The organism is Microcoleus sp. D2_18a_B4 (assembly GCF_036702475.1).
GTDB lineage: Bacteria > Cyanobacteriota > Cyanobacteriia > Cyanobacteriales > Microcoleaceae > Microcoleus.
In genome coordinates this window covers 14,344-37,409 of record NZ_JAUBTL010000032.1, presented here as the reverse complement: position 1 = coordinate 37,409, position 23,066 = coordinate 14,344, and the positions used below count along the sequence as shown (strand labels likewise).

Genomic DNA, 23,066 nt, shown 5'->3' with positions numbered 1-23,066 from the left:
TCATGCCATTTTGACATCCTCACGCCCGCTAAAGCGACGGTGATTCCAAACATCACTGTTTGGGCTTCCTCTTTCTGCGACCCGACTTACTTGAAGGAGTTTCCTCACTCAAACAGAGGTCGATGTCTCCAGAGGCATTATAGGTTCCCGTGTGCCCCACGGTACGCAATCCCAGTTCTAATATATTTCGCGCAGCATTCCAATCGCGGTCTAAAACAAATCCACAATGCGGACAAATATGTGTTCTTTGACTTAGCGATTTCTTCACCACCTTTTCGCAATTAGAACAATTTTGGCTAGTGTAGTGCGGTGCGACGGCAACAGTAGCTACTCCAAACACTTTGCCAAAATATTCAATCCAATTCCTAAAAGCTGTCCAAGCGGCATCAGATATAGACTTGGACAGCTTTTTGTTTTTGACCATGTTACGCACCGACAAGTCTTCGTAGGCTACCAAGTCGTTGGACTGGACTACGCACCTTGCTAATTTCACAGCAAAGTCTTTACGCCGCCTACTTACCTTGAGGTGTTTTCTGCTTAATCGATTCCGCGCCGCTTCTCTGTTCTTAGAACCTTTCTGGGTTCTGGAAAGTCTGCGATTAAGCTTTTTGAGTGACCGCTCAGACTTTCTTAAATGACGCGGGTTCTCGACGGTATTACCATCCGAGTCTGTGTAGAAATGGGTCAATCCTACGTCTAAACCAATGGTTCGTCCCGTAGGCTCTCGCTGTTCATTCCGTTCAGCATCAATACAGAATTGCACGTAGTACCCGTCGGCTCGACGCACTACGCGCACTCGTTTGATTTGACTTCGCTGGTAGAAATGCAAGTCGCGAGTTCCCCACAACTTAAATCTTCCTGCTTTGAAGCCGTCGCTAAAGTTTATGCTTCTGAGATCTTCTGAAAGCTTCCATCCACAGGTTTTGTATTCAACAGAATCGCGGGTTTCATGCTTTTTGAAACGTGGAAATCCTTTCTTTCCCGGTTTTGCCTTTTTGCAGTTGTCGTAGAAACGAGCAATTGATGACCAAGCTCTCTCTGCGGAAGCTTGCCTTGCCATTGAGTTGAGCTTGGCAGCCCAAGGGAATTCTTTGGCAAGCACCGCACAGTAGGCACTCAAGTCGTATCGATTCACACCCTTCGTATCTATCCAGTACCTGATGCAGCTATTACGAATAAAGCGAGCAGTACGAATGGCTTCGTCTAGCCTCTGGTACTGCTCGCTCTTTCCTTCTAGCTTGGCTTCAAATACTAACATTTACGTCTTGGAACTGGATATAAAACACTCTATCACAGTTCTGGGGAAATTAAAGCCGTCCTAAAAGGACGGGGCTTTAGACCCCTTTTCTTGGTAAAGGTTCGTTGTACCATTGCATTGTTTGCATCTCCTGCTAACTTCCTCCAATTCCGTGCAGTACCAAATCAGCCAAAAAATGAGATAACATTGCGTATTCTAATCCCCAACGCCAGTAAAGAAAACCAAAGGGAATTCCTAAGAGGGCATTGAGTGTAATGGTGCGGATAACGACGATCGGGGTTAATGCCCAGACATTGGCAGCCGCGGGCAAATGACCCACACCAAACAATATTGCAGCCGCCACGATGGCCAGCCAAAAAATCAATGTAGAGGGTTGCGGTTTGTCTCGCTCAAACATCTTCCAAAGTAGCCACGCAATCAATGTCATACCGAACAGTCGCAGCAAGAGTTCTTCGGTGATGCCTCCGTAGAGTGAAGCTAATATGCGTTTCCAGAGGTCAATCTTTAACGCAGTTTTTGAAGCCATTGGCGGCATCCAAGGTTCAAACCCTAAACTCAATCCTATCAGGACGATTCCACCGATGCAGCCTACAATTAGCGCCGTGTTAAGGGCAGATTTAGATATTGGCGCGAAAGGCTGTCGATATACCAAAGCACGAGCTATGGGCGTATCAAGTCCGATCGAGTTACCGAGGCGCAGTCCAATCCAACAAAAGAGAATTAGAAAAATTCCGGTTTGCAGGGCGGAGGCGATCGCCACAACAGGTAGCGGTGCAGGCAATTGACTTACTGCCGGATTGAGAGACAGGGCATAAGGGAACACCGCCAAGCTTCCCAAACTACCCAGAAACGCCCAGAACAATGCCAATCGGAAGTAATGATTTTTTGCAGTGTTAGCAGACATCATTTTTGATAAAAAAACGCATCAATTACACTAAATCAGTCTTGAATATTTGAAACATTAAAGCTCGATCGCATTTATGCAACTTGTCTCAGGCGGAATATAGCCTCGGCTAAGGTGCTAAAAAAGCTGGGAATGACGCAGGAAGGTAGCCAAAAACAGCGTGTTTTTCACCGAGGGCAGTTTGAAGAGCTCGAACTTTACAGTTTAGTTAAGGATCACAAGTGTTGAGTCTTGTTACCAAACTTTACTTCATTGCCGATATTCCTCCTACACCCCCTAAATTTATCCGGTAAAAATCAGTTTCTCTTTCCCAGTTTGAGGGTAGTGCTTATCTAGTAGATTTTTCGGTGGGCGATGTATGATTTATTATCTTAGCATTTCATATTTACCAAAGTTGCTGTGCAAAGCTTCAAGACGCTTGGCTTCTGCTGCTTGATGAAGCAAATCAGTTTCAATTTCTTGGGTGTTGGCATGATAGTAGGTGAGTGCGGCGTAGACTTCGGCGAGGGTGAGATGTCCGATGCGATCGCAAATCTCTTGAGCATTCTATCCTCGCTTGTACCAGGTTACGATCCGGCGAACGGTAACGCCTTTACCGAGGATGTGGGGACATCCGCCATGCAGTCCCGGAGTGCGTGTAATGAGCGTACCAATGTCAATAGATATTACTGCGGTGATAAATTTTAGAATTTTAACTATGCTGATAATAGATGAAAACCCTATAGAGGCGCACTGGCTATGAACTGGAAAGCACACATTCACTCAAATCCTAAAATTCTGCTTGGCAAGCCTGTAATTAAGGGGACACGAATATCAGTGGAGTTCGTTCTAGGGTTATTTTCAGAAGGTTGGACGCAGCAACAAATTCTAGAAAACTACCCAACACTTAATGCTGAATCTTTACAAGCTGTGTTTGCTTTCGCGGCGGAGTGCCTCAAAGAAGACGTATTTTACACGCCTTTACTGTTTGCTGAGGCAAGTTAATGCGGATGAGGAACGGGTGATTTTGACGTTCGATCGCGATTACGGCGAACTCATTTATCGCTTGCGGCTGCGATCGCCAAGAGGTGTCATTTATTTGCGGTTTCGTCCTCACACACCGGAAGAACCAGCATCAATATTGTTAAATTTATTACAGACCGAAGGATTGCAATTTGAGGAACGGTTTACAGTGGTGGAGCGCGATCAAATTCGTCAACGCCCCCTACCGTAGTTATTGCCGGAAGCAAGTAGTTGTGGGGATTGAGGCAGGCTTTGGGTGACGATCTTTTAGAGTATTGAGCTTGAAGTGGCGATCGAGGAATTATATCGCGGTGTGAGTTTCGATCGATTGAGCAACGGGTAATTTTGACGTTCGATCGCAAGGTGCAAAATATTATATCCCTTGGTGCTTCTGGGCCCACCGCTTCCAGGCCGCCTCTGATGCTTCTCTCACAACTAAGCTCAAATCACACTGATACAAGGCTGAACACGATAGAAAATTAATCTCTAGAACGTAAGCCAAATTACCAGAACAACAAAGATCTAGAACCCAAATTGGGTCAGGCTGCCATTGTTGTTGCGCCACCGCTTCTGCTACTTGTCGCACAATCTCAGGCATTCCGGATTGATAGTAAGGTTTCTCAATCTGCCGATATTGAGAAGCACACAAGATTTGCCCTTGGGCAATAATCACTCGCCATTCTGCTTCAATGGACTGTTCCGGTGCAACCACCACCAAAATGTTCGGGTCTTCGAGGTAATGGCGTTTCATAAAACTGTCTAAGTCCGTCACTTCTCTAGGAGAATACAGACTACCTGCAAAAGGTTTAAGTGGACTGTTGGGACGGATAAACAAACGTTTACTCTCCTCAAGATTGAAAAGTGATTTAGGCTTTTCAACCACAGAGGAAGACAACTCTGATAGTGGCAAAATATAACCCCCTGCATTCAACAGCCAAGGTTTAAGATGAGGATAATAGGCTGTGCAATGATAATGTTCAATAGTCCCGATAATTCCTGGTGTCCAAGACAAATCCCAACTGAGAATCTGTTCAGCTATATAGAGTGACCCATAGAAGATGACACACTCTGTTGGGGGAAAGAAGCGTTGATAGTCTGTTATGCCTCTGGTATAGTCAACAATCTTAACATTGTGTCCTTGCTTGCGAATCTCCGTTGCAAGTGGAGCCATAGAGCAGCCAAATACACCATCTTCTAGAATCCAGCTAACCATCTAGCTACCCTCGCCCAAGTCATATGCCAGATTAATTTATTATTGTAGCGCAAATTTCGACTAAAAACCCGGAGCGATCGCCCACACCAGTCTTGTTATCATTAAAATCAATGGCTGCAAAAGGAAGCTTAGACACTGACAGGTGAATGCCATGCAAGCCAAACTTCAACAACAACTTTCTCCTGCTGATGCCGAAGTCATTTTGAGACGCTTGCCAGAACGAATTCAAGCGGCTCCGATCACGCGATCTGCAAAAATTGAATATCCGATTTTCCCTAGCTGGTTGCCGTATTAGTTCAGCAAAATCTACAAATTTTGGGCAAACTTGCAGCGATGTCACTCAAGCGAGTGACACTCATTTGAGGTAACTCGAAAAAGTGACTAGGCGATTGCCTCAAACTTTAGCGAGAATGAGCGCAATGAGGAAAACTCGTCAGCTAGATTTACTAACTGAAGGTAAGGGTAAACTCAAGCTGAAATTAGCCACCACTAAAATTAGCAAACTCCCCCTTATTATAGCCCAACGCATTACCGTTTAAGCGTTGGTAAGCAGCCCTACTTAACTATTACTAGGAGAAACACAATGGATTCTATTCTGTATTGGAATGAAGTCGCACTCGAAGCCAATCGCATTAGTTTTACTAACGGGAAGAACGAGCAACCAGGCCCCACTCTAAGTTCTCGCGCTTTGGCGATCGTTCACTTAGCTATGTATGACGCTTATGCAGGGGTACAGGGTAATCCAGTCGTTCCAGTTGACTTATCCCCTTATCTTCCTAACTTACCTCTTCCGAAACCCAATGCCTCAGCCAATGCTGCAGTAGCCGCCGCTGCCCACGCTACATTGTCTAGCTTGTATCCCAGTCAAAAATCCTTTTTTAATCTGAAACATACTCAAGCAGGTTTACAAGGAAACGGCCTACAAGAAGGTCATGAATTTGGTCTTTTGGTAGCTCAAAAAATCTTAGAGAAGCGGCAGGACGATCCTAGCGCTAGCGATAATGGCTATGCTGCATCAGTGGCTCCTGGCGCACACCGTCCCGATCCAGATAATAGCCCTCAAGGTTTTCATGCGCCCTTCTATGGCGCACAATCAAGAGGTTTTGCTGTCACTAACCGTCATGAGTTAGATGCTCCACCTGAGCTAGATAGTCCTGAGTATATCAACGCCCTGAGACAGGTGCGCGGGAAAGGGATTGCACCTGAATTGATGGGAACTTTGCCTGCAGATATTTCTCGTCGAACTGCAAATGAAACACTCATCGGCATCTACTGGGGCTATGATGGCGCTGTTGAGTTAGGGACACCCCCTCGGTTGTACAACCAGATTGTCCGTGCCGTGGCGATCGCTCAGAATAATACTGTCGATCAAAATGCTCGTCTTTTTGCGCTAGTGAATGCTGCAATGGGAGATGCGGGTATTTTAGCCTGGGATCAGAAATACGTTTACGATTTATGGCGACCTGTCGTGGCCATTCGGGAACACGATCCCTCATTAGGCCCAACCGCTACTGGCAATAACGTCATCTCTGAGGATGCTGACCCCTCGTGGTTACCGCTAGGGGCACCGAATACGAATTCCACCGGGAAAAACTTTACGCCACCTTTTCCAGCCTATCCTTCTGGACACGCTACGTTCGGTGCAGCCGCGTTGCATATTACCCGACGGTTTTATGGCGTAACTAGCCACAGCGATGACTGCTTGTTTGATGGGATTACCTTCGTCTCTGATGAGTTCAATGGCATTAACCGAGACAATAAGGGAACTGTGCGACCCAAACACGTTCGCAGTTTCCCTGGTGGGCTGTGGCAAATGATTATCGAAAATGGCCTGAGTCGTGTCTTTTTAGGAGTGCATTGGGTATTTGATGCTTTTGCTACAGATTGTGCAGGCAATCCCGACCTCGGTCAGAATATTGGTGGTATTCCGCTTGGACTTCAGATTGCTGACGACATCTATGATAGCGGCTTGAATCTATCGACTGTCGGACCTAAGAATTAAAACTCTTTGCCCTATTAATCCTATCCCTGGCGCGAGTTAGAGGGGTTAAGCTTTACATAACAAAGCTTGCCCCTTTACCCGTTTTCTGAGTAAATGGCGATCGCCAGCGATTGTCTAAAATCTTCGTCAAGACTAGAAACTATGCGCGAGCATATCCAGTGTACTCTCGGACTTCCGGTGGATGAAAAGCCAGAACAATCCGATCTTTGGGTACGCCAGAGGCGACGAGTTCATCAGTGATGCCGTCTTCAATACCATCATAATGAATCCAGATTTTGTCATTGCGAATTTCGGCATGAACCACAGTACCATGAACTCGCAGATGATTTTCCCAACCTTCATGTATCAGCATAAAATGGTTGCGATCGCGGCTGACCACCACATAGGTAATCACATCCCCATAAGTATAAGGAATATCCGCATAGTATTGGAGAATTTTCTCCAACGTCTCACGCCATTCGTCTACGGGTTGATTTGCGGTTGCCATTGGATAATCTCCTCCGTGTTTGGGTCAAAAACTATCAGGCGAAAACCTGGTTCTTCTAGCAGCAATTGCCCAGCTTCTTCTTTAAACAACGTTTCAAAGGTGTTGCGATTAACAGCTAGGTATAGACGACGCTCTGGCTCTCGTCTTTGCAGCGTTCTGGCGTACATAAAGAACTGCCCCCAAGCATTTTCGAGGTCATGAATGGGCGAAGGGCCAAGAAAGCTTTTGATCTCGATCGCAATTTTTTCAGACCCTCGTTCAGCCGCAATTAGTTTCTGGGCACCCAAATCGACAAAGACCGAGCGGCCCCCAATTTTTAGAATCAGTGGGTCATGAGTGATTGTCCAGCCATCTTTGATGAGGGCAGTGCAGACAATATCGTGATAAAGGTCTTTGGCAGGCATAAGGGCTATTCTTTTTAGCTTCCCTGTCTATCTATCGTATACGACGCAAGTTCAGAATTATTTTAACTTGACTAAGATTCTCCGAAACCGGGTTTTTGACCAAATCTGCAGGCGGCAACGAAATATCTTCCTCAAAAACCCGGTTTCTGAACCCCAAATTAATTCGACTGAATTTGCGAATTCAAAACCTTAGAAATACGATCGCGCGTTTCCTCCAAATGAGCCCGCGTATAAGCATCAGCATTCCGATCCAAATTCCGAATACTTTTGCTCAAACCCTCCCGCAACTGTCGCAACTCGTACCAAGCCAAACTCCGCGCATCCTCTGGAACATTCGTTTTTCGCAGCACCATTCCGATCAAAATTGCTAAATGTTCCCGCTGCAAAGAACGCCGAAAAGTGGAAATTTGCATCTTCTTTTCCGGCTGCAAAACCTCTTGCCAGATATCCTTTTGCACAGTGTTCAACACTTCCGGCAACCTCAAAGCAGTTTCCGGCCCCGATTTTAACTCGGCATCCCGCAGTCGCGCCAAGCGCGTCGGAGATAGCAAAACCCGCAACACAAACCGCTGCAAAAAAGTAATTCGATCGCCGATCGGGTAATCTAGAGGAAACACCAAAGCCGGACTCCCCCAGTGATCCCAGCGCGACGGTGCCAATTTATTCAGCAATTCCGGCGCAAAACTAAACGCATCCGGTGCAAAAACGTACTTCTCTAATGTTGCTAAAGCTTCTCGCTGCTGAGAAAGTTCGATCGGCACAAACGGCAACTTCGCATTAGTATCTCCAGGGCGAATCCGATTAAACGACTGTCCCCCCACATACAAAGTCGCATTCATCACCTGGTTGAGATAATACCCGAACACCGAATCAAACATCACCCGCAGTTCGTTATAACCATCTCCCCCAACCGGAATTCGCTTTTCCAAACGCTTCCACATCGCCCTAGCATTATCCAATTGCCATTGCGAATACCTCAGCATATTGGCGCTGAGATCAAAGCTATTTGCAGCGGGATCGAGAATATCAACAGCATCCTCATCCGGCGCGTAAGCTAATTGCGCTTGGGCCCCGCGGCTGGCAATTTGTTGCAGCGCTGGTAAGTCGCTGTTCGGGTCCCGGCCGCCCATCACCTTGTAACCATACTCGATCGCCCAATCGTCATAAGGCCCTACAATCGTTGGAAAATAGTCGCCCTGCACAGTTCCGGCAGGTGCCAAATTAATCGGCACATAATCCATCACCGACGCTACCAAACCTTGCGTGCGAGTTACCTGAGTATTGTTCAAATCCTCCGGTTGCAGCATCGTACTCCCGTGAAAATTGTGCCTCAAACCGAGAGTGTGACCGACTTCGTGGGCAGCCAAAAATCGGATATATTCATTCACATAATTGTCAATCGTCCCACTGCTAGCCGCTGCATTTTCCAACAGATCGATCGACATTGCCCCCATCGCAAACTGGCGGCTCGATTCCAACCCAAAACACATATCCGAACTCGACATCAACCGCGATAAAGGCGAGCGCTTTTGCTCTTGGTATCTTTCTACCAAAGTCGGCAAATCATCAGCCATTCCACCTTGAGCATTTTCCCCGCTGCTTTTTCCTAAATCCCCATTTTCTAGCACATTCAAATAACGAGAATACATCCCGAACTGACAGGGATTGGTATTAGAACCGTTTCGCCCTTGAAAACTCTTAGATAGCGATCTATTTTGTTCCACCAAAGACCGATAACCCTGTTTGATTTCCCGGACAACATTAGCATCCAACAGAATGTCAGCATCCAAAATTTCCCCCGTCAGCGGGTTAGTGCGAGACGGCCCGATGCCGGCAAACTGAGGCTCAAAAGAACTCGACCAGCGGATAGTATTGTAGCGAACGTCAGCCGGGTCCCATTTAGCATTGTCCGGCATTTGTTTGACCTGAATTGCGTCAGTAAAACCTGCCTTTTCAAAAGCTTTGTTCCACTCCAAAACGCCCTCGCGAATTGCGTTTCGGTATTCGGGAGGCACATTATTTTCAATCCAAAAGACGATCGGCTGCACCGGAGGCGACATCGGCGCTGTCGGGATTTGCTTTTGCAAATGCCAGCGATTGATATAGCGCACAAAAGGCTCCCGGCTGCTCTTGTCAGAAAAGTCCTTATATGCTGTAAGGAAATAGCCCACTCGCTCGTCCGCAAGTCTGGGGCGGTAGCCGTTATTTAGCGGCACTTCCGAGAAACTGTAGTGAATGCGGAGGTTAAAAGCCCGACTGTCAGGAATCGAAGGTAAATAGTTAAGCTCACTGTCATTATCGCTAGAAAAACCATAGACAGAAGCAATCTCCACATTCAGCGGAAACGCTTTAACATCTTTAAAAGAAGACTTGTCTGCATCGATCGAGTACGAAGCGCCCAAAAGCATCGGCAAAATCGCTTTTACCCCGGGTAAATCGCGCTTTTCGCTCATCAGCAAATCGCCTAAATCGATCAGCAGAGTTTGTCTTTGCGGATGAAGGCTTTTGAGAGGCAAAGAATAGAGAATCGACTCGCTAAATCCCCGTGCTACCGAACCTGCTTGCGGATCGCCCGGACTTGTGCGAAAATTTATATTTGGTATCACAAACTGCACGTTATTTTGGACGCGCCGCAGTTGAAACAAGAAATCGCCGATCGGCATTCCGCTCAAAATGCCCGCTTCCCCCAAACCCGATGCCAATGTCACAAAGCACAGGAACTTTTTGTCGAGTTGTTGCGGTTTAATTTCCAGATATACTTTATCAGTTGCTTGATTGCGGTAAAGGGTAAATAATCCCTCTAACTTTTTCGCGTCTTTGACAACCTCTTCAAAGGGTGCCAGAGTTGGCTGTTCGCTACTTTGTTCGGTGCTGGGCGGCCCAGATGATAAAGCTACAGGTAAGAAGAAACCTTTATACAAACTGAAACAGAAAAATGCTAAAGATAATATAAAAAATATCAAAGGCAGATTTTTTCTCGGATTTTTTATCTGTGTATTTTTGCTATTTTCACGAAATATCAATCTTTTCATTTTCAGTCTTTAGCCACAGGAAAGAATAGTTTTGAGATTGTCGCGCCGCACTCGCAACGTTGGGAGCATTTAACTTCTAAAATAACTCACCACTCAAAAATTATAACTACTGTTTCGCTGGCCAGGGAATCATGGGATCTTGAGCCAACCGCTTAGACACTGCAACAGCACCGTAACGGTTGAGGTGGCTGGGGTCGGAAAAAGATTCTCGCGCCTGGGGCCACAATAAACTCTTATCTAGGAAAATTAGTCCGCTTTGAGCTGCTAATTCTTGCATATATTGCCGGAATTCTTGTTCGTAACCTGTCCGCACCGGGTCTAAATAATCTTCAGTCAGAGGCATATTCACAAACACGAGATTGATGTTGCGAACCTTGGTAAATTCGATCAGATTTTTGAGTGCTAGAGCTTGTTCGCCTACCAATTTAAAATTTTGATAGTCGGAGTCGTAATAACCAGATACTTTCGGGTGCTTCTGAAAGTAAGTTTCGGGATTGAAGCGTATATCGATCGGCAAAAAGCCATTTGGTTGAAACTCGCTGACGGGTTTACTCCCAGCGGTTGGCTGGGCGTTTTCAGTTGTTGGTTGGCCCAGAGGTGCGGTTTGGGGGATCTCGGTTGCAACAGGGGCTGATGGATTAACGATCGATCGCAAAAACCCTTTGAGTCGATCGCGATTTTTGTAAGTTGCAGAACCCTCCACCAACTTTTGATTCACCACTTGCTGAACAGTAGCTTGAGCTTGTCCCAAATTCTGCACCAATTCAGTCGCAGTCGCCACCGGATTGTTGGCGCTTTCCTTCGATGTTTCGGATTCTAATTGATTGGTGGGGATCAGAAAACTACCCCGGCTCAATTGCCTGTAACCTTCCGAAGAAGCGATCGCGTTAAAAGTCAAATCCGGCCGCCCGCTGTTGAGAGCCCTCGCCCCATCCGCCAACACCAGCAATTTTGGCAGTTGTTGCGGCGGCAAAATCCGGCGGATGAGCGAATCTACAACCTGGAGAGTAGCTCCATTAACTCCAAAATTGTAAGCCCTCAGCCCCGGATACCCCGAATCTGCCAAAGCTGTTTCCAAAACCGCCGGGTCGATGCCCCGCAGCGCCCTCGAACTACCGACAATTAAAATATCCGGCGGTTTTTTGTGCAGGTGAATGTACTCTTGATAGCGCGCTATCTGATCGTCAAGCTGCTCGCTCCTCAAAGTTGGGAACACCACAGGAGCAGAAACATCAGCTACAGGAACGCTAGTATTTCCCGGTTTCGTAAACCCAGAGCCATTGAAAGCCTCTTGCTGGTTCGCTTCCGGCGACGGTTGCAACGGAATTCGAGGCAAATTCACCTCCTCAGCAGGGGGAACGGGGTTCGCGGTTTCGTTCGGAAGTCTGGCTGTAACGTCGCCTAAAGCCTTGGGAGCTGAATTTTGACAATTTGGCCCGCTGCAAACTTCGGAGGCGCTAGGAGCTTGACTGACCGTCGCAGATTGCAGAAATAGACCGAGGAGCCAATCGGTATTGAAAGTCAGCAGACAGCCGGCGATCGCCCAAATCAAAGCCATGCCCGCGGCGCGATCGGCTCTCACGCCCCCCGGCGCAGCAGCATTCGTTGACAAACCATCGTTAGGAACAAACAAACCCGAAGCGACAAGCGGCTGCACCGCAGCTTGAACTAATTGCTCGCCCAGATTGTATCCGGGGAGTCTGATTTTGAAACGGGGGCGCCAGGAGTTGGGCGCCGGAGCATCGAACACCAAATTCTCGCCCAAACCCGAAAAACTCCCATCCTCCGCCGGCGCAAAGTCTGGTACCGGTTCCTTTTCCAAGACAGCCACTTGGGAGGGAGCCGGTGCGGGTGTCGCTGCTGATTCCTCGTCAACAACCGTTCTGAGGTCAATTGCGTAGCGCCACAGCGGCACTTTCTGGCCGGCGCGACGCCCGTAGACTCGCACCCCTGATACTCCCGGAATTTGTAACTGCCGCAAAAATTTAGCCACCGGCGGGCCTACCTTCGACTGAGAAGGGCAAGTCAGAGCTTCAGTCATGACGTGCAGCACGTCGGCTTTTTGCAGCACGACAGCCCGAATCCCTCCTGTTTCCAGCTTGCGCCTGAGACTGGGGTTGAGCAACCTGTTCAATAAAAAAGTCAAAGCCAATTGGTCGCCCTCAACTGCCAGCGTTCTAGCGTTTGCAGCCAAGTCGGGGTGGTGGGCTGCCGGCAAGTCCACCCAGTCTATCCACACCGGGGACTCCGGCGCCGCCTGAGAGTCCTTGGCTGGTTCTACGCCGTAGATAGTAGCTGCGCGGATGCCTTGGGGCGCGAAGGAGGCTAACAAAGGGGCGATCGCGTCGGTGGTTTGCTGCTTGTCGGGGTATTCTTGCCGTTTAGGCTTTTGTCCTTTTTTGGCAGTTTTGCTGCAAAACAGGTGGAGGGTTGCTTCTTTGAGGGTAGCCCGCACTTCGACTCTCGATGCTGCCAAGTGTTGATTTAGCAGTTTGGCGATCGACTGTACGTCTCCCCACCTGGCCCATTCCTTAAGAATTTTGTCGGGCGAAGTCAAATCCACCCGCAGCAGCCAGTCCGGCTTCGCTTCGCCGCTGACTTGGCTGGCGATCACGGCTTCCCGGAAATCCTCTAGTTGCAGTTTCCGTAGCCTGCCGGCGATGGGTTCGGCCAGCAAGGAGGGGTCGGGGCTGTAAGCTGACTCGCACAGCACCAGCAGCCGGCGTTCCTTGGGCTTGATATTTTCCGGCCCATTCACCGGCTGGGTTTCTAGGCTGGTTTTGAGTTCTTTTTCGCGAATGCTTACTTTCACCGAAACTCCCATTGGCCCTAGGATTTCGCTGAGATAGCTGGCGATCGCATCTGGATAGCCCCGGCGCGCCAACGTTTCCGGCGAAACCGTTAATGTTCCATCAGGATCGCCCTCGCCTGAGTCAGCTTGGGGGGATTGAATCAAAGCCACCGCGCCACGGTTGGCTTTGTGCTGCGGGGGAACGCCGGAACTAAAAGCTTCCCGCGTCGCAGCAGCCGAAGTGTCGATCGTTACGGGGGAAGTTTCAAAAGCTTCTGGGTATTGAATCCGGGAGGCGATGGGCAGACTTTCGGCGTCAAAATCCAGTTCTTCCCGTACTTGCGGCGGGTTGGCTGCTGTTTCTACCGGTTTTGGTGTCTGTTTGAGTTTCTGGTTGTCATTCTTAAATCTGCCGAAAAATCCGCCTCTTTTAGGGCTTGCTGGCGGTTCGTCGGGGGAAGTCGCGGGCGGCGGCACTTCGGCAACTTTTGGTTCCGGTTGCTGTGGCTGTTGCTGTCGCTTGGGACTGCTACAATCGAGCCGGACTGTCCAGTCATTTTGTCGGGAACCGATTTTGCGGCCGCACAGAAACAACTGGTAAATTTTAGGTCGATCGGGCAGCAGTCGCGTTAAATCACTGTGTTCGAGGGCGTTGGTAAATCGCGCCGTCACCAATTCTTGAGACGGACACTGCGCTGCTTCGCACAAAATGTGCAGGTGATTTCCCCGCAAACGCGCTTGTACTTGAACTTCGGGAAGCCCTAAAGCTTCTTGCGCCCACTGCGACGCGGCCGATCGATTGTCTGCCAATATGCTCCCGTTCGCATTCAACATGAAACTCTAAATTTTGCCAAAGCTGGTTTTGTTTTCTAGAAATAGCACAGTTACAGATTTTACAGACAATTATTTGATTTGCCGAGCCTAACCGTTTTGTCTGGTTTAAGCCGTGCTGGACTTAGTGTCTTGTGTTGTATCCCCTCGGCTTCGAGCCGTTGGGGAATATTTTTTTGATAATACCTCGACATTTTGGCACAGATAGGTTCAAATTAAGCCAAGCAACAAGTTATTCGTCATTAGTCATATCGTTTCCGTTTGCATCCGAATAATAATTAGACCTCTCTCATAATTCTTGTGGAACAGGCATCCTGCCTGTTCAAGACTGGCTTTTCTGGAAATGTCTATTATTTTCCGACTGTAGTGCTGTGGTTTCGTCATACTTTGCGGAGAGAGTCGCACGATCGATCGCAGTCGGGGATTATCCCGATTTTATACAAAACGTTTTTTCCGAGTGCGAGCCTAATATCTCGCGAGAAGATATTTATAGACTTGGCTACGCGGGGACGATCGCCTGCAGGATATCTTTCGTGGGATGTCACCGGATTTGATCTCAGAAGTCATTCGATTTTAGATTTTAGATTTTAGATTTTAGATTTTAGATTTTGGAGGCGATCCCACGGATCAATTCGGGGGCTTGAGGATTTTAGATTTTAGATTTTGGATTGATTCCACGGATAAATCACGTGGCGGGTACCACCTTTGAAATTCTTGGTCATTAGTCAGAAAGCAGCGGTCAAGAGGATTATTTGCCATGTAAACTGAGGATTACGGATTGACACAGGAGGAATTTATGCCGTCGGAAAACCCAGACTTGCTCAAAACTCAAACACCTAGTCCAAAGTTGCCAGTTCCCTCAGACATCTTATTGAGCTTCGTCGCCTTACCCATGCTGGGCGGGTTGGTGGTGGCTAAAGCTGCTGCTGAGTTTGTTGCGTCGATCGGCGTTGAAAGCGAAGAAGTCTTTCGGGGTTCGCGCCTTCCCGTACTCAACTTTCCTCAATCACAGGATTAGAAAGCCCAAGGAAGGATGCTGCAGCTAGAAGTTAATTTTTTTGACCCCGCCCAAAAACGGATACTAGCCCGCGACTTCTGTCTTGGAGAGATAAAAATTTTCGACCCTAGTTCAACTTCCCAGATTCATCTTGGGAGTAAATCTAAAATCGTTCGACTTAGCGCGACTGGACGCTCGCGCTAAGACGTTCGTCTCACGCCGATCGTCTAAAATCTCAAACTGCAAGTCAAGTGATCTAAAAGCTTGACAATAGGTACAATCCGTGCTGTGAGAATTAATCTTTCCTTATACTTTGTACATAAGTGCCTTCTACTTTCTAGGTTGCAAAAAGAGTCTCAAATTTGACTGCAAACAAAAGTGTTTTAGGCGAAACTAAACCATACAATTTTCTTGACACCCGCAGCTATTGAGGAACAGCCCGATGAGTTCAGTCCTCCAGTCTTCAGAACAGGCTATTGATGCAACATCTATTTCCCATTTTCCCGCTTACTCCAAATCAGACCTGTTTCTGCGAAATCGCCTCAAAGTTGTAGAGGACTTGTGGGAATCGGTGCTGCGACAGGAGTGCGGGCAGGAATTGGTGGATTTGCTCCAACAAATGCGATCGGTCAATTCCGCCGAAGGACAAGCCACTCACTTTCGCGAGTCGAATGTCGTACAGCTAATCGAAAAGCTCGACCTCAACGCCGCCATCCGCGCCGCTAGGGCTTTTGCACTGTATTTTCAGTTGATCAACATTGTCGAACAGCACTACGAACAGCGAGACCAACAGCTAGCTTACGCTAGCAGCAACGATGCTGGTGGGCGGATGTTTTCTAAGCTGCCAGGACAAGCAACGGATGCCCCCGATCGCCCGCGGCACAGGGAAGGCCCAAGCCCGGCCCAAACGGCTCTGAGCAGTGCAGACAGCAGCGAGACGATCGCCCGAGATGCCGGCACTTTTCACCAACTGTTCCCGATGCTGCTGCGCTTGAACGTGCCCAGCCAGCAAATCCAGCGGTTGATCGATCAGTTAGACATCCGCTTGGTATTCACCGCTCACCCGACAGAAATTGTCCGCCACACGATCCGCACCAAACAGCGGCGAATGGCGAAGATTCTCCAACAGCTAGACCAAGTTGACGAGAAATTTCAGGCGATCGGAACCGACTCTCAAAGCCCCTACCCGGTGTCTTGCTGGGAAGCGGCGGCTCTCCAAGAGCAACTGATGGAAGAAATTCGCCTCTGGTGGCGCACTGACGAACTGCACCAATTCAAGCCGACTGTACTTGACGAGGTGGAATACACTCTCCACTACTTCGAGGAAGTTCTGTTTGATGCTATTCCCGAACTCTACCAGCGCTTAAAGCAAGCGCTCCACGCTTCTTATCCTTATCTGAAACCGCCGAGTTACAATTTTTGCAAGTTCGGTTCTTGGGTGGGTTCCGACAGGGACGGCAATCCTTCTGTGACTCCAAAAGTTACTTGGCAAACGGCTTGCTATCAGCGCCACTTAGTGCTAGAGAAGTACATCGCGGCGGTGAAGCGACTGAACGAACTTTTGAGTTTGTCGCTGCACTGGAGCGACGTGCTGCCGGAATTGCTCGAATCTCTCGATCGCGACAAATCGGAATTCCCGGAGGTTTACGAGCAGTGGGCGATTCGCTATCGGCAAGAACCTTATCGGTTGAAGCTGGCCTACGTGCAGCAGCGACTGGAAAATACGCGCGATCGTAATTGGCGGCTCTACAAAGGAGACGAATTGCAGCGGGAGCGCGAAGCTTTGTCAGCAAATCCCGGAATGACCGGCCTTTATCGATCGGGCGCTGAGTTTTTGACCGAGCTCAAGCTCATCGAGCACAATTTAGTGGAAACAGGTTTGAGCTGTCGGGACTTGGAAAATCTGCTGTGCCAAGTAGAAATTTACGGATTTAATTTGGCTTACCTAGATATCCGCCAAGAGTCAACAGTACACTCCGAGGCTTTGAGCGAAATTGCTGAATACTTGCAAATTTTGCCCAAGCCTTACAATCAAATGTCGGAATGCGATCGAATTATTTGGCTGGCAACGGAACTGCAAACTCGCCGCCCTTTAATTCCAGCAGAATTGCCCTTTTCTCCCAAAACTTGCGAGACGATCAATACCTTCCGAATATTGCGGCAAATGCAGCAGGAGTTTGGCCCGGAAATTTGCGAAACTTACGTCATCAGCATGAGCCACGATGTCAGCGATTTGCTGGCGGTTTTGCTGTTAGCAAAAGAAGCGGGACTTTACGATCCGGCTACAGGAATTAGCAGTATTCAAGTAGTTCCCCTGTTTGAAACGGTGGAAGATTTGAAAAAAGCGCCGGAAGTAATGCAAAAAATCTTTGATCTGCCGCTTTATCGAGCTTTGCTAACAGGAGGATACGCGCAGGAACTAGCGGTAAAAAACGCAGACAATCTCAAATGCCCAATCGAAACTCTCAAATTGCAAGAGGTGATGCTGGGCTATTCCGACAGCAATAAAGATTCTGGTTTCCTCAGCAGCAATTGGGAAATCCACAAAGCTCAAAAGGCTTTGCAAATGGTTGCGGAAAAACACGGTGTGGAGCTGCGAATTTTTCACGGCCGAGGCGGTTCTGTAGGGCGCGGCGGCGGGCCTGCTTACAAGGCAATTCTCGCTCAGCCTGGAAAGAGTATTAGCGGGCGAATTAAGATTACTGAACAAGGCGAGGTTTTGGCTTCTAAATATTCTTTGCCGGAGTTGGCGCTTTACAATTTGGAAACGGTGGCGGCGGCGGTAATTCAAGCTAGTTTGCTGCACACTGGTTTTGATGGCATCGACCCTTGGAATGAGATTATGGAGGAGTTATCGGCGCGATCGCGATCGCACTACCGCCATTTAATCTACGAACAGCCGGATTTAGTCGATTTCTTCCACCAAGTTACCCCGATTCAAGAAATCAGCCAGTTGCAAATTAGTTCTCGTCCGGCCCGGCGCGGTGGCAAAAAAGACATCAGCGGTTTGCGAGCAATTCCGTGGGTGTTTAGCTGGACTCAAAGCCGCTTTTTGCTGCCTTCTTGGTACGGTGTCGGTACAGCTTTGCAAGAGTTTTTGCTGGAGGAACCGGAAGAACACATGAAACTTTTGCAGTATTTCTACTTGAAATGGCCGTTTTTTAGAATGGTAATTTCTAAGGTGGAAATGACTTTATCTAAGGTGGATTTGCAGATTGCAGAACACTACGTGCAGGAGTTAGCTTTGCCTGCTGATAAGGAGCGTTTTAACGCTTTATTCGATCAAATTGCGGCCGAATTTCACTTGATTCGCGATTTGGTTTTAACGATTACCGGACACCAACGTTTGTTGGACGAAGATCCATCGCTGCAGCGATCGGTGCAGTTGCGAAATGCGACGATTGTGCCTTTGGGCTTGTTGCAGGTTTCGCTGCTGAAACGCTTGCGGCAGCACGGTAGTGGCGGGGTTCCTGGGGTGATTCACTCGCGTTATAGCAAGGGTGAATTGTTGCGGGGAGCTCTGCTGACGATTAATGGAATTGCTGCGGGGATGCGGAATACCGGCTAGGCAAATAATTTTGAGTTTTGAATTAGTGGTGAGGTGCGCGATGGAGCACCTCACCACTGGTAGTTTCAGAATTCAGGCGATCGCCCATTGTAGTCACAGCCATAGAAAACTGTTCGCTATCCTAGCTGAGATTTTTTTATGTCTAAACGCAAACAGTCTGAAGGTTGTCGCCCGATACTGCGGCGCACTTTTTTATTTTTAACGGGCATAGCTTTGGCGCGGGTTGCGGCTGACTATTTTGCGATCGCCCAAAACCGAGATAGTTTCTTGACTCTGGCGGCTCAACTGTGGCAAAAGTCACTCGCTTTTTTATCAAGTATACAATCAAATCAAACTCCTCAATCTCTTCCTAGCAATCCCATTGTAAAATCGGCAAAAACCAATCAACCTCTGCCGAGTAATCCTATTGTAAAATCGCCCGAAAATTCTCCGGCTGTGCAGCCGTCTCAACCTCAAATTATCAAACGTTCTGCTAAGCAAACAAAACCGGTACAAGTCAGCAGCCAAAATGTAGCTGGCGCAAGTTTTTATCTCACAACTATTGACCTCGCAGACCCAGAAATTTATATCACAATTGGGTTAGCTAATAATGCAGATTTTGCCAATACTTCTAAAGTCACGCGGGGCGATGAACCTTTTGAAAATATGGTAGCGCGTTACCGGGCTGCTGTTGTTGCTAACGGGACTTTTTTTGGTAAAGATGAGCAGAAATCTGTGCTGGGAAATATGGTGGCGGCGGGTAAGTTTCTGAAATATAGCCGATGGGAAAATTACGGCACGACTTTGGGGATTAAAGCGGGAAATCAATTGGAAATGGTGACGGCTAGAACTGAAGGTAAGCCGGATTGGAGTCAACATTGGTTTTCTCTGACTTGCGGGCCGAGATTGGTTAAAGGGGGGAAAGTTTGGCTGTCTCCTTTGTCGGAAGGATTTAAAGATGCTGGTGTTTTGGGCGTGGGTTCGAGAACGGCGATCGGCTTTCCGGCTTCGAGAGATAAGTTATTTTTGGTGACTTTTCTTGATAGTTTGTCTTTGGAAGCAGAAGCTAAAGTTATGCAGAGGATCGGCTGTTTTGAAGCTATGAATTTGGACGGGGGCGCTTCGGTGGGTTTGGCTCATCAAGGGGAGATTTTATTGCCACCGGGACGGAATTTGACGAATGTGCTGGTGGTGTACGATCGCGAATATCCGGCGCCGGCTCAGTTAAAGGAGTCCTGGGAACGCTTTCAAAAGGGATCTCGACCAACGCCGGACAAATCAGTGTTTTTTGATTGATCTAGCAGAAGGAAATTCGGCAACGCGCACTGAATCGGGATGTAACGGATGGAGGAAAGAACGAAGAAGGAAGAAGGAATCGAGGGAGCATCCAGATTTTGGGTGGTGCTCCCAAGGGAAGGATGAAATCATTAGAGATAATGCTATAACCAGTGGTTGGGATACGTCCTTTCTGCCGCTAAATTATTAAAGATGACGGCGCACAAGACCAAGATTATTGATCCCTCAAAAGCAGGTGTTAGCAAAAATTTCCAGTCTGGTTGGGTCATCATGACGACTAAGGCAACTGCTCCCGAAGGCGGATGTAGAGTTCTGGTAATCTGCATAATTCCGATCGCAGTAGAAACAGCCATTCCCATCGCCCAGGGAGAAGAACCGAGAAAATGCAGAATTATTAAACTGGTGAGAGCAGCGAAGAAATTGCCCCCAATGACATTCCGGGGTTGAGCCAAAGGGCTGTCAGGGACACCAAAGATCAGAACGCTTGTAGCGCCAAACGGAGCCATTAGTAAAGGAGAATTAGTTTTTACAGCCAGATAGGACGTTGCAGTAATTGCCAAAAAACTGCCAATCCAACTCCAAAAAATATGCCGAGGATGAGGTCTGTCTATTGGGCAGGCCAATGGACACGATCGCCATCTCCCAAAGGTTTTAAACCAATAACTTTCCCATTTCAGTTGAATTTTTTTACGGTCAATCATAAATCAGGTTACTTGATAACCAGGTTTCTTAAATTGTCGGAACTAGCCTCCGCTAAAGTTAAGATATCATAACAATTTGTCAAAAAGTAGCTAAAGGCACAGATTTTTTACTTCTAGGCTACTCAAGCTGCTGCTAACCACTCGGTTGGAACTCACATCGGGCACCATTCTCAAGAACAGGCTTTCCGGCCTGTTCCACAAAGAGTAGATTTTCCTCTTGTGGAACGGGCCCCAGAGCCCGTTCATCAAAGGCTTATTGACAATGGTGCAACATCTCAGTTGGAACTGACTAGCGAGTTTGGTCGGTTTGGCAACAGACGTTATCGGCAGTCGCAAAACTTCACCGTTAGCCGTCAGAGTTATTGATGAGGGTAAAGCGAGAGGTTATTTGTAAGGTGCGAGGCCCAGTAAGCGTAAGCTGGATTGGAGTCAATATAGGTTTTCTTTGACTTGCGGGCCGAGATTGGTTAAAGGGGGGAAAGTTTGGCTGTCTCCTTTATCGGAAGGTTTTAAAGATTCTCATGTTGTGGGCGTGGACTCGATAACGGCGATCGGCTTTCCGACTTCGAGAGAGAAGTTATTTTTGATAATTTTTTTTGATAGTTTGTCTTTGGAAGCAGAAGCTAAGGTTATGCAAGCGATGCGTCCCGCCCTCGCCCGTGCTACGGCTGTTTTGAAGCGATGAATTTGGACGGTGGTGCTTCCGTGGGTTTGGCTCATCAAGGGCAGATTTTATTGCCGCCGGGACGGAATTTGACGAATGTCCTGGTGGTTTACCATCGCGAATATCCAGATCCTGCTCAATTAAAACAGTCTTGGGAACGCTTTCAAAAGGGATCTCGACCAGCACCGGACAAACCAGTGTTTTTTGATTGAATCGGCAATTACTATAATATGAAGTAAGCTTTTGCAGGCAAAGATTATGACAGCAACAAGAGAAAAAATCTGGACAGTGGAAGAATATCACCGCATGATTGAAGCTGGCATTCTCACTGAAGGTAATAAGATTGAATTGCTAGATGGGAGAATTGTTGAAATGAGCGCACAAACTCCACCCCATGCTGCTACAACCCAACGCAGCGATCGATATCTACAACACCTGCTAAGAGATTTAGCATTAATTCGCGTGCAGTTGCCAATTACTTTAGCAACTTCGGAACCGGAACCAGATATAGCTATTGTTTGTATCGAGCCGGGAGATTATCGCGACCATCACCCAAATCCTAGCGAAATCTTGCTGTTAATTGAAGTTTCCTACTCGACCTTACAAATTGATCGCCGGGAAAAGGCACCGATTTATGCGAGAGCAAATATCGCTGAATATTGGATATTAGATGTAGCGGCCCGCGAGGCATATATTTATCGGAATCCTGCACCGGGAGGCTATCAATCTGAGATAGTTGTTGCAGATAATGCTGTGATTAGAATGCTAGCTTTTCCTGAGATTGAAATTAGTTTTTCAGAACTGTTTTTGCCTGTTTAGTTGGTGTTTTACAGCAACCAAATATGAACAACGAATTTACTTCGAGCAAATCTCAAACTGACTGGCCACGCCTCGATGCCATAAGCGATCGAGATATTGATTTATCTGATTGCCCTGAAATTACGCCTAAAATGTTTGCGCTTAGCAGTAGTTCGGCGAGGTTTGCCCAACCCTCAGACTAAAGCTCAACTCACCTTACGCATAGACAGTGATGTTTTGGAGTGGTTTAAACCTCAAGGTCGTGGTAAGATAGAAAAATGAATTCAATGGCGTTTTATGTCAAATCTTGAATTATTAGACCAACTTCGGCAGTTATCCCCTGCCGAGAAGTTTCAAATGATGCAATTTTTAATGGCTGAATTGGCGAAAGAAGAAATGTTAAAGCCATTGGATAATGGCGCGGCTTATCGTGTTTGGTCGCCTTATGATTATGGTGATGCTGCTCAGAAATTAATGAGCTTATTAGAACAAGAAGAAACGAAAGAAAATGCGAAATTCTAAACGATTTTCTTTTATCGAACGAAGGAATCAAGCAGGAGAAACTAATTTTTTTCCCTGTGTACCCATAACTTTAAGCTATCGGGATTGTATTTCGGAGACTTTGGGTTTGTTGGATACGGGATCGAGTCTTAATGTTTTACCGTACCATGTTGGTTTAGCGTTGGGAGCTGTTTGGGAGGAGCAAACGCTTTCAATTCCGTTAGCAGGTAATCTTGCGCCAGTGGAAGCAAGGGGTTTAGCTGTGGTGGGACAAATTAGCGATTTTCCACCTGTTCGTTTGGCTTTTGCTTGGGCTAAATCTAACGAGCCGCCTATTATTTTAGGCCAGTTAAACTTTTTTATGGAGTTTGATGTCTGTTTTTATCGTTCACAGTTGGCGTTTGAAGTGTGTCCTAAATTTAGGGATAGTTGAGATTATGAATATGATAAAATGGTGGGTTGCAGCATAGATATGGGAAAATCTTAATTTTTTTGAGTCGAGATTGACACTACGCTCTGCAAGTAAACTCCGCTCAGAATGACATAATTACAATGACTTTCCGTGGGCCTAAAATCTCTTCATCCGCCTTAGCGCGATACACCCACAACTTAATCAGCCCGCATAACCCCCCTACTCA

General features: G+C 47.5%; 25 protein-coding genes. 16 read left to right on the top strand and 9 right to left on the bottom strand.

The features are described 5' to 3' along the window. Positions 1-52 precede the first annotated feature (52 nt). Together QUB04_RS18765 and QUB04_RS18760 are read right to left on the bottom strand one after the other, a co-directional pair. The gene (locus QUB04_RS18765) at positions 53-1,258 is read right to left on the bottom strand and encodes a transposase (protein WP_333286617.1); all 1,206 of its coding nucleotides are present in this window, start codon (positions 1,256-1,258) and stop codon (positions 53-55) included. A gap of 133 nt (positions 1,259-1,391) precedes the next feature. Beyond that, complete coding sequence (locus QUB04_RS18760; protein ID WP_333286615.1) at positions 1,392-2,162, bottom strand: CPBP family intramembrane glutamic endopeptidase; 771 nt, start codon at positions 2,160-2,162, stop codon at positions 1,392-1,394. A 45-nt stretch (positions 2,163-2,207) separates the two neighbouring features. Between QUB04_RS18760 and QUB04_RS32550 the strand changes: the two genes are divergently transcribed. Beyond that, complete coding sequence (locus QUB04_RS32550; RefSeq protein WP_445301071.1) at positions 2,208-2,390, top strand: GNAT family N-acetyltransferase; 183 nt, start codon at positions 2,208-2,210, stop codon at positions 2,388-2,390. A 318-nt stretch (positions 2,391-2,708) separates the two neighbouring features. On the opposite strand, the gene QUB04_RS18755 is transcribed toward QUB04_RS32550, so the two are convergent. Continuing rightward, entirely contained in the window at positions 2,709-2,918 is a 210-nt protein-coding gene (locus QUB04_RS18755; RefSeq protein ID WP_333286613.1) for a DUF433 domain-containing protein, read from the bottom strand. Here QUB04_RS18755 and QUB04_RS18750 point away from each other — a divergent pair. Continuing rightward, the gene (locus QUB04_RS18750) at positions 2,901-3,146 is read left to right on the top strand and encodes a DUF433 domain-containing protein (protein ID WP_333154900.1); all 246 of its coding nucleotides are present in this window, start codon (positions 2,901-2,903) and stop codon (positions 3,144-3,146) included. The genes QUB04_RS18755 and QUB04_RS18750 overlap by 18 nt on opposite strands. Further along, complete coding sequence (locus QUB04_RS18745) at positions 3,130-3,375, top strand: DUF5615 family PIN-like protein (RefSeq protein WP_333286611.1); 246 nt, start codon at positions 3,130-3,132, stop codon at positions 3,373-3,375. The genes QUB04_RS18750 and QUB04_RS18745 overlap by 17 nt, the downstream gene beginning before the upstream one ends. A gap of 162 nt (positions 3,376-3,537) precedes the next feature. On the opposite strand, the gene QUB04_RS18740 is transcribed toward QUB04_RS18745, so the two are convergent. After that, positions 3,538-4,377 carry an ATP-grasp domain-containing protein gene (locus tag QUB04_RS18740; protein ID WP_333286609.1) on the bottom strand — a complete coding sequence of 280 codons (840 nt, stop codon included), beginning with the start codon at positions 4,375-4,377 and terminating at the stop codon, positions 3,538-3,540. Between the two features lie 151 nt (positions 4,378-4,528). Here QUB04_RS18740 and QUB04_RS18735 point away from each other — a divergent pair, with 151 nt between their 5' ends. Together QUB04_RS18735 and QUB04_RS18730 are read left to right on the top strand one after the other, a co-directional pair. Next, positions 4,529-4,672: a hypothetical protein gene (locus QUB04_RS18735; protein WP_333286607.1), complete on the top strand. Its 144-nt coding sequence runs from the start codon at positions 4,529-4,531 to the stop codon at positions 4,670-4,672. A 288-nt stretch (positions 4,673-4,960) separates the two neighbouring features. Beyond that, the gene (locus tag QUB04_RS18730) at positions 4,961-6,379 is read left to right on the top strand and encodes a phosphatase PAP2 family protein (RefSeq protein ID WP_333286605.1); all 1,419 of its coding nucleotides are present in this window, start codon (positions 4,961-4,963) and stop codon (positions 6,377-6,379) included. 139 nt (positions 6,380-6,518) lie between these two features. Here the strand turns inward: QUB04_RS18730 and QUB04_RS18725 are convergent, their stop codons facing one another. From QUB04_RS18725 to QUB04_RS18710, 4 genes are all read right to left on the bottom strand, one after another. Beyond that, positions 6,519-6,866 (bottom strand): XisI protein, encoded by a 348-nt coding sequence (locus QUB04_RS18725; protein WP_333286603.1) that lies wholly within the window; start codon positions 6,864-6,866, stop codon positions 6,519-6,521. Beyond that, positions 6,842-7,270 (bottom strand): element excision factor XisH family protein, encoded by a 429-nt coding sequence (locus QUB04_RS18720; RefSeq protein ID WP_333286601.1) that lies wholly within the window; start codon positions 7,268-7,270, stop codon positions 6,842-6,844. Before QUB04_RS18720 ends, QUB04_RS18725 begins: the two co-directional genes overlap by 25 nt. A gap of 158 nt (positions 7,271-7,428) precedes the next feature. After that, a complete protein-coding gene (locus QUB04_RS18715) occupies positions 7,429-10,302 on the bottom strand; it encodes a zinc-dependent metalloprotease (RefSeq protein WP_333286600.1) in 2,874 nt (957 codons plus the stop codon). 106 nt (positions 10,303-10,408) lie between these two features. Beyond that, entirely contained in the window at positions 10,409-13,927 is a 3,519-nt protein-coding gene (locus tag QUB04_RS18710) for a hypothetical protein (RefSeq protein WP_333286598.1), read from the bottom strand. Between the two features lie 297 nt (positions 13,928-14,224). On the opposite strand from QUB04_RS18710, the gene QUB04_RS18705 reads away from it, so the two are divergent. From QUB04_RS18705 to QUB04_RS18690, 4 genes are all read left to right on the top strand, one after another. Beyond that, entirely contained in the window at positions 14,225-14,515 is a 291-nt protein-coding gene (locus tag QUB04_RS18705) for a hypothetical protein (protein ID WP_333286596.1), read from the top strand. Positions 14,516-14,702: 187 nt separating this feature from the next. Next, complete coding sequence (locus QUB04_RS18700) at positions 14,703-14,942, top strand: hypothetical protein (RefSeq protein ID WP_333286594.1); 240 nt, start codon at positions 14,703-14,705, stop codon at positions 14,940-14,942. Between the two features lie 421 nt (positions 14,943-15,363). Further along, positions 15,364-18,489 (top strand): phosphoenolpyruvate carboxylase, encoded by a 3,126-nt coding sequence (ppc, locus tag QUB04_RS18695; RefSeq protein WP_333286592.1) that lies wholly within the window; start codon positions 15,364-15,366, stop codon positions 18,487-18,489. Between the two features lie 138 nt (positions 18,490-18,627). Next, on the top strand, positions 18,628-19,764 hold the full coding sequence (locus tag QUB04_RS18690; RefSeq protein WP_333286590.1) for a phosphodiester glycosidase family protein: 1,137 nt from the start codon (positions 18,628-18,630) through the stop codon (positions 19,762-19,764). A 143-nt stretch (positions 19,765-19,907) separates the two neighbouring features. On the opposite strand, the gene QUB04_RS18685 is transcribed toward QUB04_RS18690, so the two are convergent. Beyond that, entirely contained in the window at positions 19,908-20,465 is a 558-nt protein-coding gene (locus tag QUB04_RS18685; RefSeq protein WP_333286588.1) for an HPP family protein, read from the bottom strand. A 463-nt stretch (positions 20,466-20,928) separates the two neighbouring features. Here QUB04_RS18685 and QUB04_RS18680 point away from each other — a divergent pair, with 463 nt between their 5' ends. The 7 genes from QUB04_RS18680 to QUB04_RS18650 are packed head-to-tail and all read left to right on the top strand — an operon-like array spanning position 20,929 to position 22,861. Beyond that, positions 20,929-21,150 carry a hypothetical protein gene (locus tag QUB04_RS18680; protein ID WP_333286586.1) on the top strand — a complete coding sequence of 74 codons (222 nt, stop codon included), beginning with the start codon at positions 20,929-20,931 and terminating at the stop codon, positions 21,148-21,150. Continuing rightward, on the top strand, positions 21,147-21,341 hold the full coding sequence (locus QUB04_RS18675; RefSeq protein WP_333286584.1) for a hypothetical protein: 195 nt from the start codon (positions 21,147-21,149) through the stop codon (positions 21,339-21,341). Before QUB04_RS18680 ends, QUB04_RS18675 begins: the two co-directional genes overlap by 4 nt. 46 nt (positions 21,342-21,387) lie before the next feature. Next, positions 21,388-21,948 (top strand): Uma2 family endonuclease, encoded by a 561-nt coding sequence (locus QUB04_RS18670; protein ID WP_333286582.1) that lies wholly within the window; start codon positions 21,388-21,390, stop codon positions 21,946-21,948. Positions 21,949-21,971: 23 nt separating this feature from the next. After that, positions 21,972-22,130, top strand: a complete 159-nt coding sequence (locus QUB04_RS18665) for a hypothetical protein (RefSeq protein ID WP_333286685.1) — start codon at positions 21,972-21,974, stop codon at positions 22,128-22,130. Next, on the top strand, positions 22,084-22,209 hold the full coding sequence (locus QUB04_RS18660) for a BrnA antitoxin family protein (RefSeq protein ID WP_333141330.1): 126 nt from the start codon (positions 22,084-22,086) through the stop codon (positions 22,207-22,209). The genes QUB04_RS18665 and QUB04_RS18660 overlap by 47 nt, the downstream gene beginning before the upstream one ends. A gap of 15 nt (positions 22,210-22,224) precedes the next feature. After that, the gene (locus QUB04_RS18655; RefSeq protein WP_333141185.1) at positions 22,225-22,449 is read left to right on the top strand and encodes a hypothetical protein; all 225 of its coding nucleotides are present in this window, start codon (positions 22,225-22,227) and stop codon (positions 22,447-22,449) included. Continuing rightward, entirely contained in the window at positions 22,436-22,861 is a 426-nt protein-coding gene (locus QUB04_RS18650) for a hypothetical protein (protein ID WP_333141183.1), read from the top strand. Before QUB04_RS18655 ends, QUB04_RS18650 begins: the two co-directional genes overlap by 14 nt. The last annotated feature ends 205 nt before the right edge of the window (positions 22,862-23,066 follow it).

What these genes read in the sequence shown, in the direction of transcription:
- QUB04_RS18735 (WP_333286607.1), top strand. Translation starts at nt 4,529, where the DNA reads ATGCAAGCCAAACTTCAACAACAACTTTCTCCTGCTGATGCCGAAGTC.
- QUB04_RS18730 (WP_333286605.1), top strand. Translation starts at nt 4,961, where the DNA reads ATGGATTCTATTCTGTATTGGAATGAAGTCGCACTCGAAGCCAATCGC.
- QUB04_RS18720 (WP_333286601.1), bottom strand. Translation starts at nt 7,270, where the DNA reads ATGCCTGCCAAAGACCTTTATCACGATATTGTCTGCACTGCCCTCATC.
- QUB04_RS18715 (WP_333286600.1), bottom strand. Translation starts at nt 10,302, where the DNA reads ATGAAAAGATTGATATTTCGTGAAAATAGCAAAAATACACAGATAAAA.
- QUB04_RS18655 (WP_333141185.1), top strand. Translation starts at nt 22,225, where the DNA reads ATGTCAAATCTTGAATTATTAGACCAACTTCGGCAGTTATCCCCTGCC.
- QUB04_RS18665 (WP_333286685.1), top strand. Translation starts at nt 21,972, where the DNA reads ATGAACAACGAATTTACTTCGAGCAAATCTCAAACTGACTGGCCACGC.
- QUB04_RS18750 (WP_333154900.1), top strand. Translation starts at nt 2,901, where the DNA reads ATGAACTGGAAAGCACACATTCACTCAAATCCTAAAATTCTGCTTGGC.
- QUB04_RS18760 (WP_333286615.1), bottom strand. Translation starts at nt 2,162, where the DNA reads ATGTCTGCTAACACTGCAAAAAATCATTACTTCCGATTGGCATTGTTC.
- QUB04_RS18725 (WP_333286603.1), bottom strand. Translation starts at nt 6,866, where the DNA reads ATGGCAACCGCAAATCAACCCGTAGACGAATGGCGTGAGACGTTGGAG.
- QUB04_RS18675 (WP_333286584.1), top strand. Translation starts at nt 21,147, where the DNA reads ATGAATTTGGACGGTGGTGCTTCCGTGGGTTTGGCTCATCAAGGGCAG.
- QUB04_RS18710 (WP_333286598.1), bottom strand. Translation starts at nt 13,927, where the DNA reads ATGTTGAATGCGAACGGGAGCATATTGGCAGACAATCGATCGGCCGCG.
- QUB04_RS18670 (WP_333286582.1), top strand. Translation starts at nt 21,388, where the DNA reads ATGACAGCAACAAGAGAAAAAATCTGGACAGTGGAAGAATATCACCGC.
- QUB04_RS18740 (WP_333286609.1), bottom strand. Translation starts at nt 4,377, where the DNA reads ATGGTTAGCTGGATTCTAGAAGATGGTGTATTTGGCTGCTCTATGGCT.
- QUB04_RS18650 (WP_333141183.1), top strand. Translation starts at nt 22,436, where the DNA reads ATGCGAAATTCTAAACGATTTTCTTTTATCGAACGAAGGAATCAAGCA.
- QUB04_RS18690 (WP_333286590.1), top strand. Translation starts at nt 18,628, where the DNA reads ATGTCTAAACGCAAACAGTCTGAAGGTTGTCGCCCGATACTGCGGCGC.
- ppc (WP_333286592.1), top strand. Translation starts at nt 15,364, where the DNA reads ATGAGTTCAGTCCTCCAGTCTTCAGAACAGGCTATTGATGCAACATCT.
- QUB04_RS18765 (WP_333286617.1), bottom strand. Translation starts at nt 1,258, where the DNA reads ATGTTAGTATTTGAAGCCAAGCTAGAAGGAAAGAGCGAGCAGTACCAG.
- QUB04_RS18685 (WP_333286588.1), bottom strand. Translation starts at nt 20,465, where the DNA reads ATGATTGACCGTAAAAAAATTCAACTGAAATGGGAAAGTTATTGGTTT.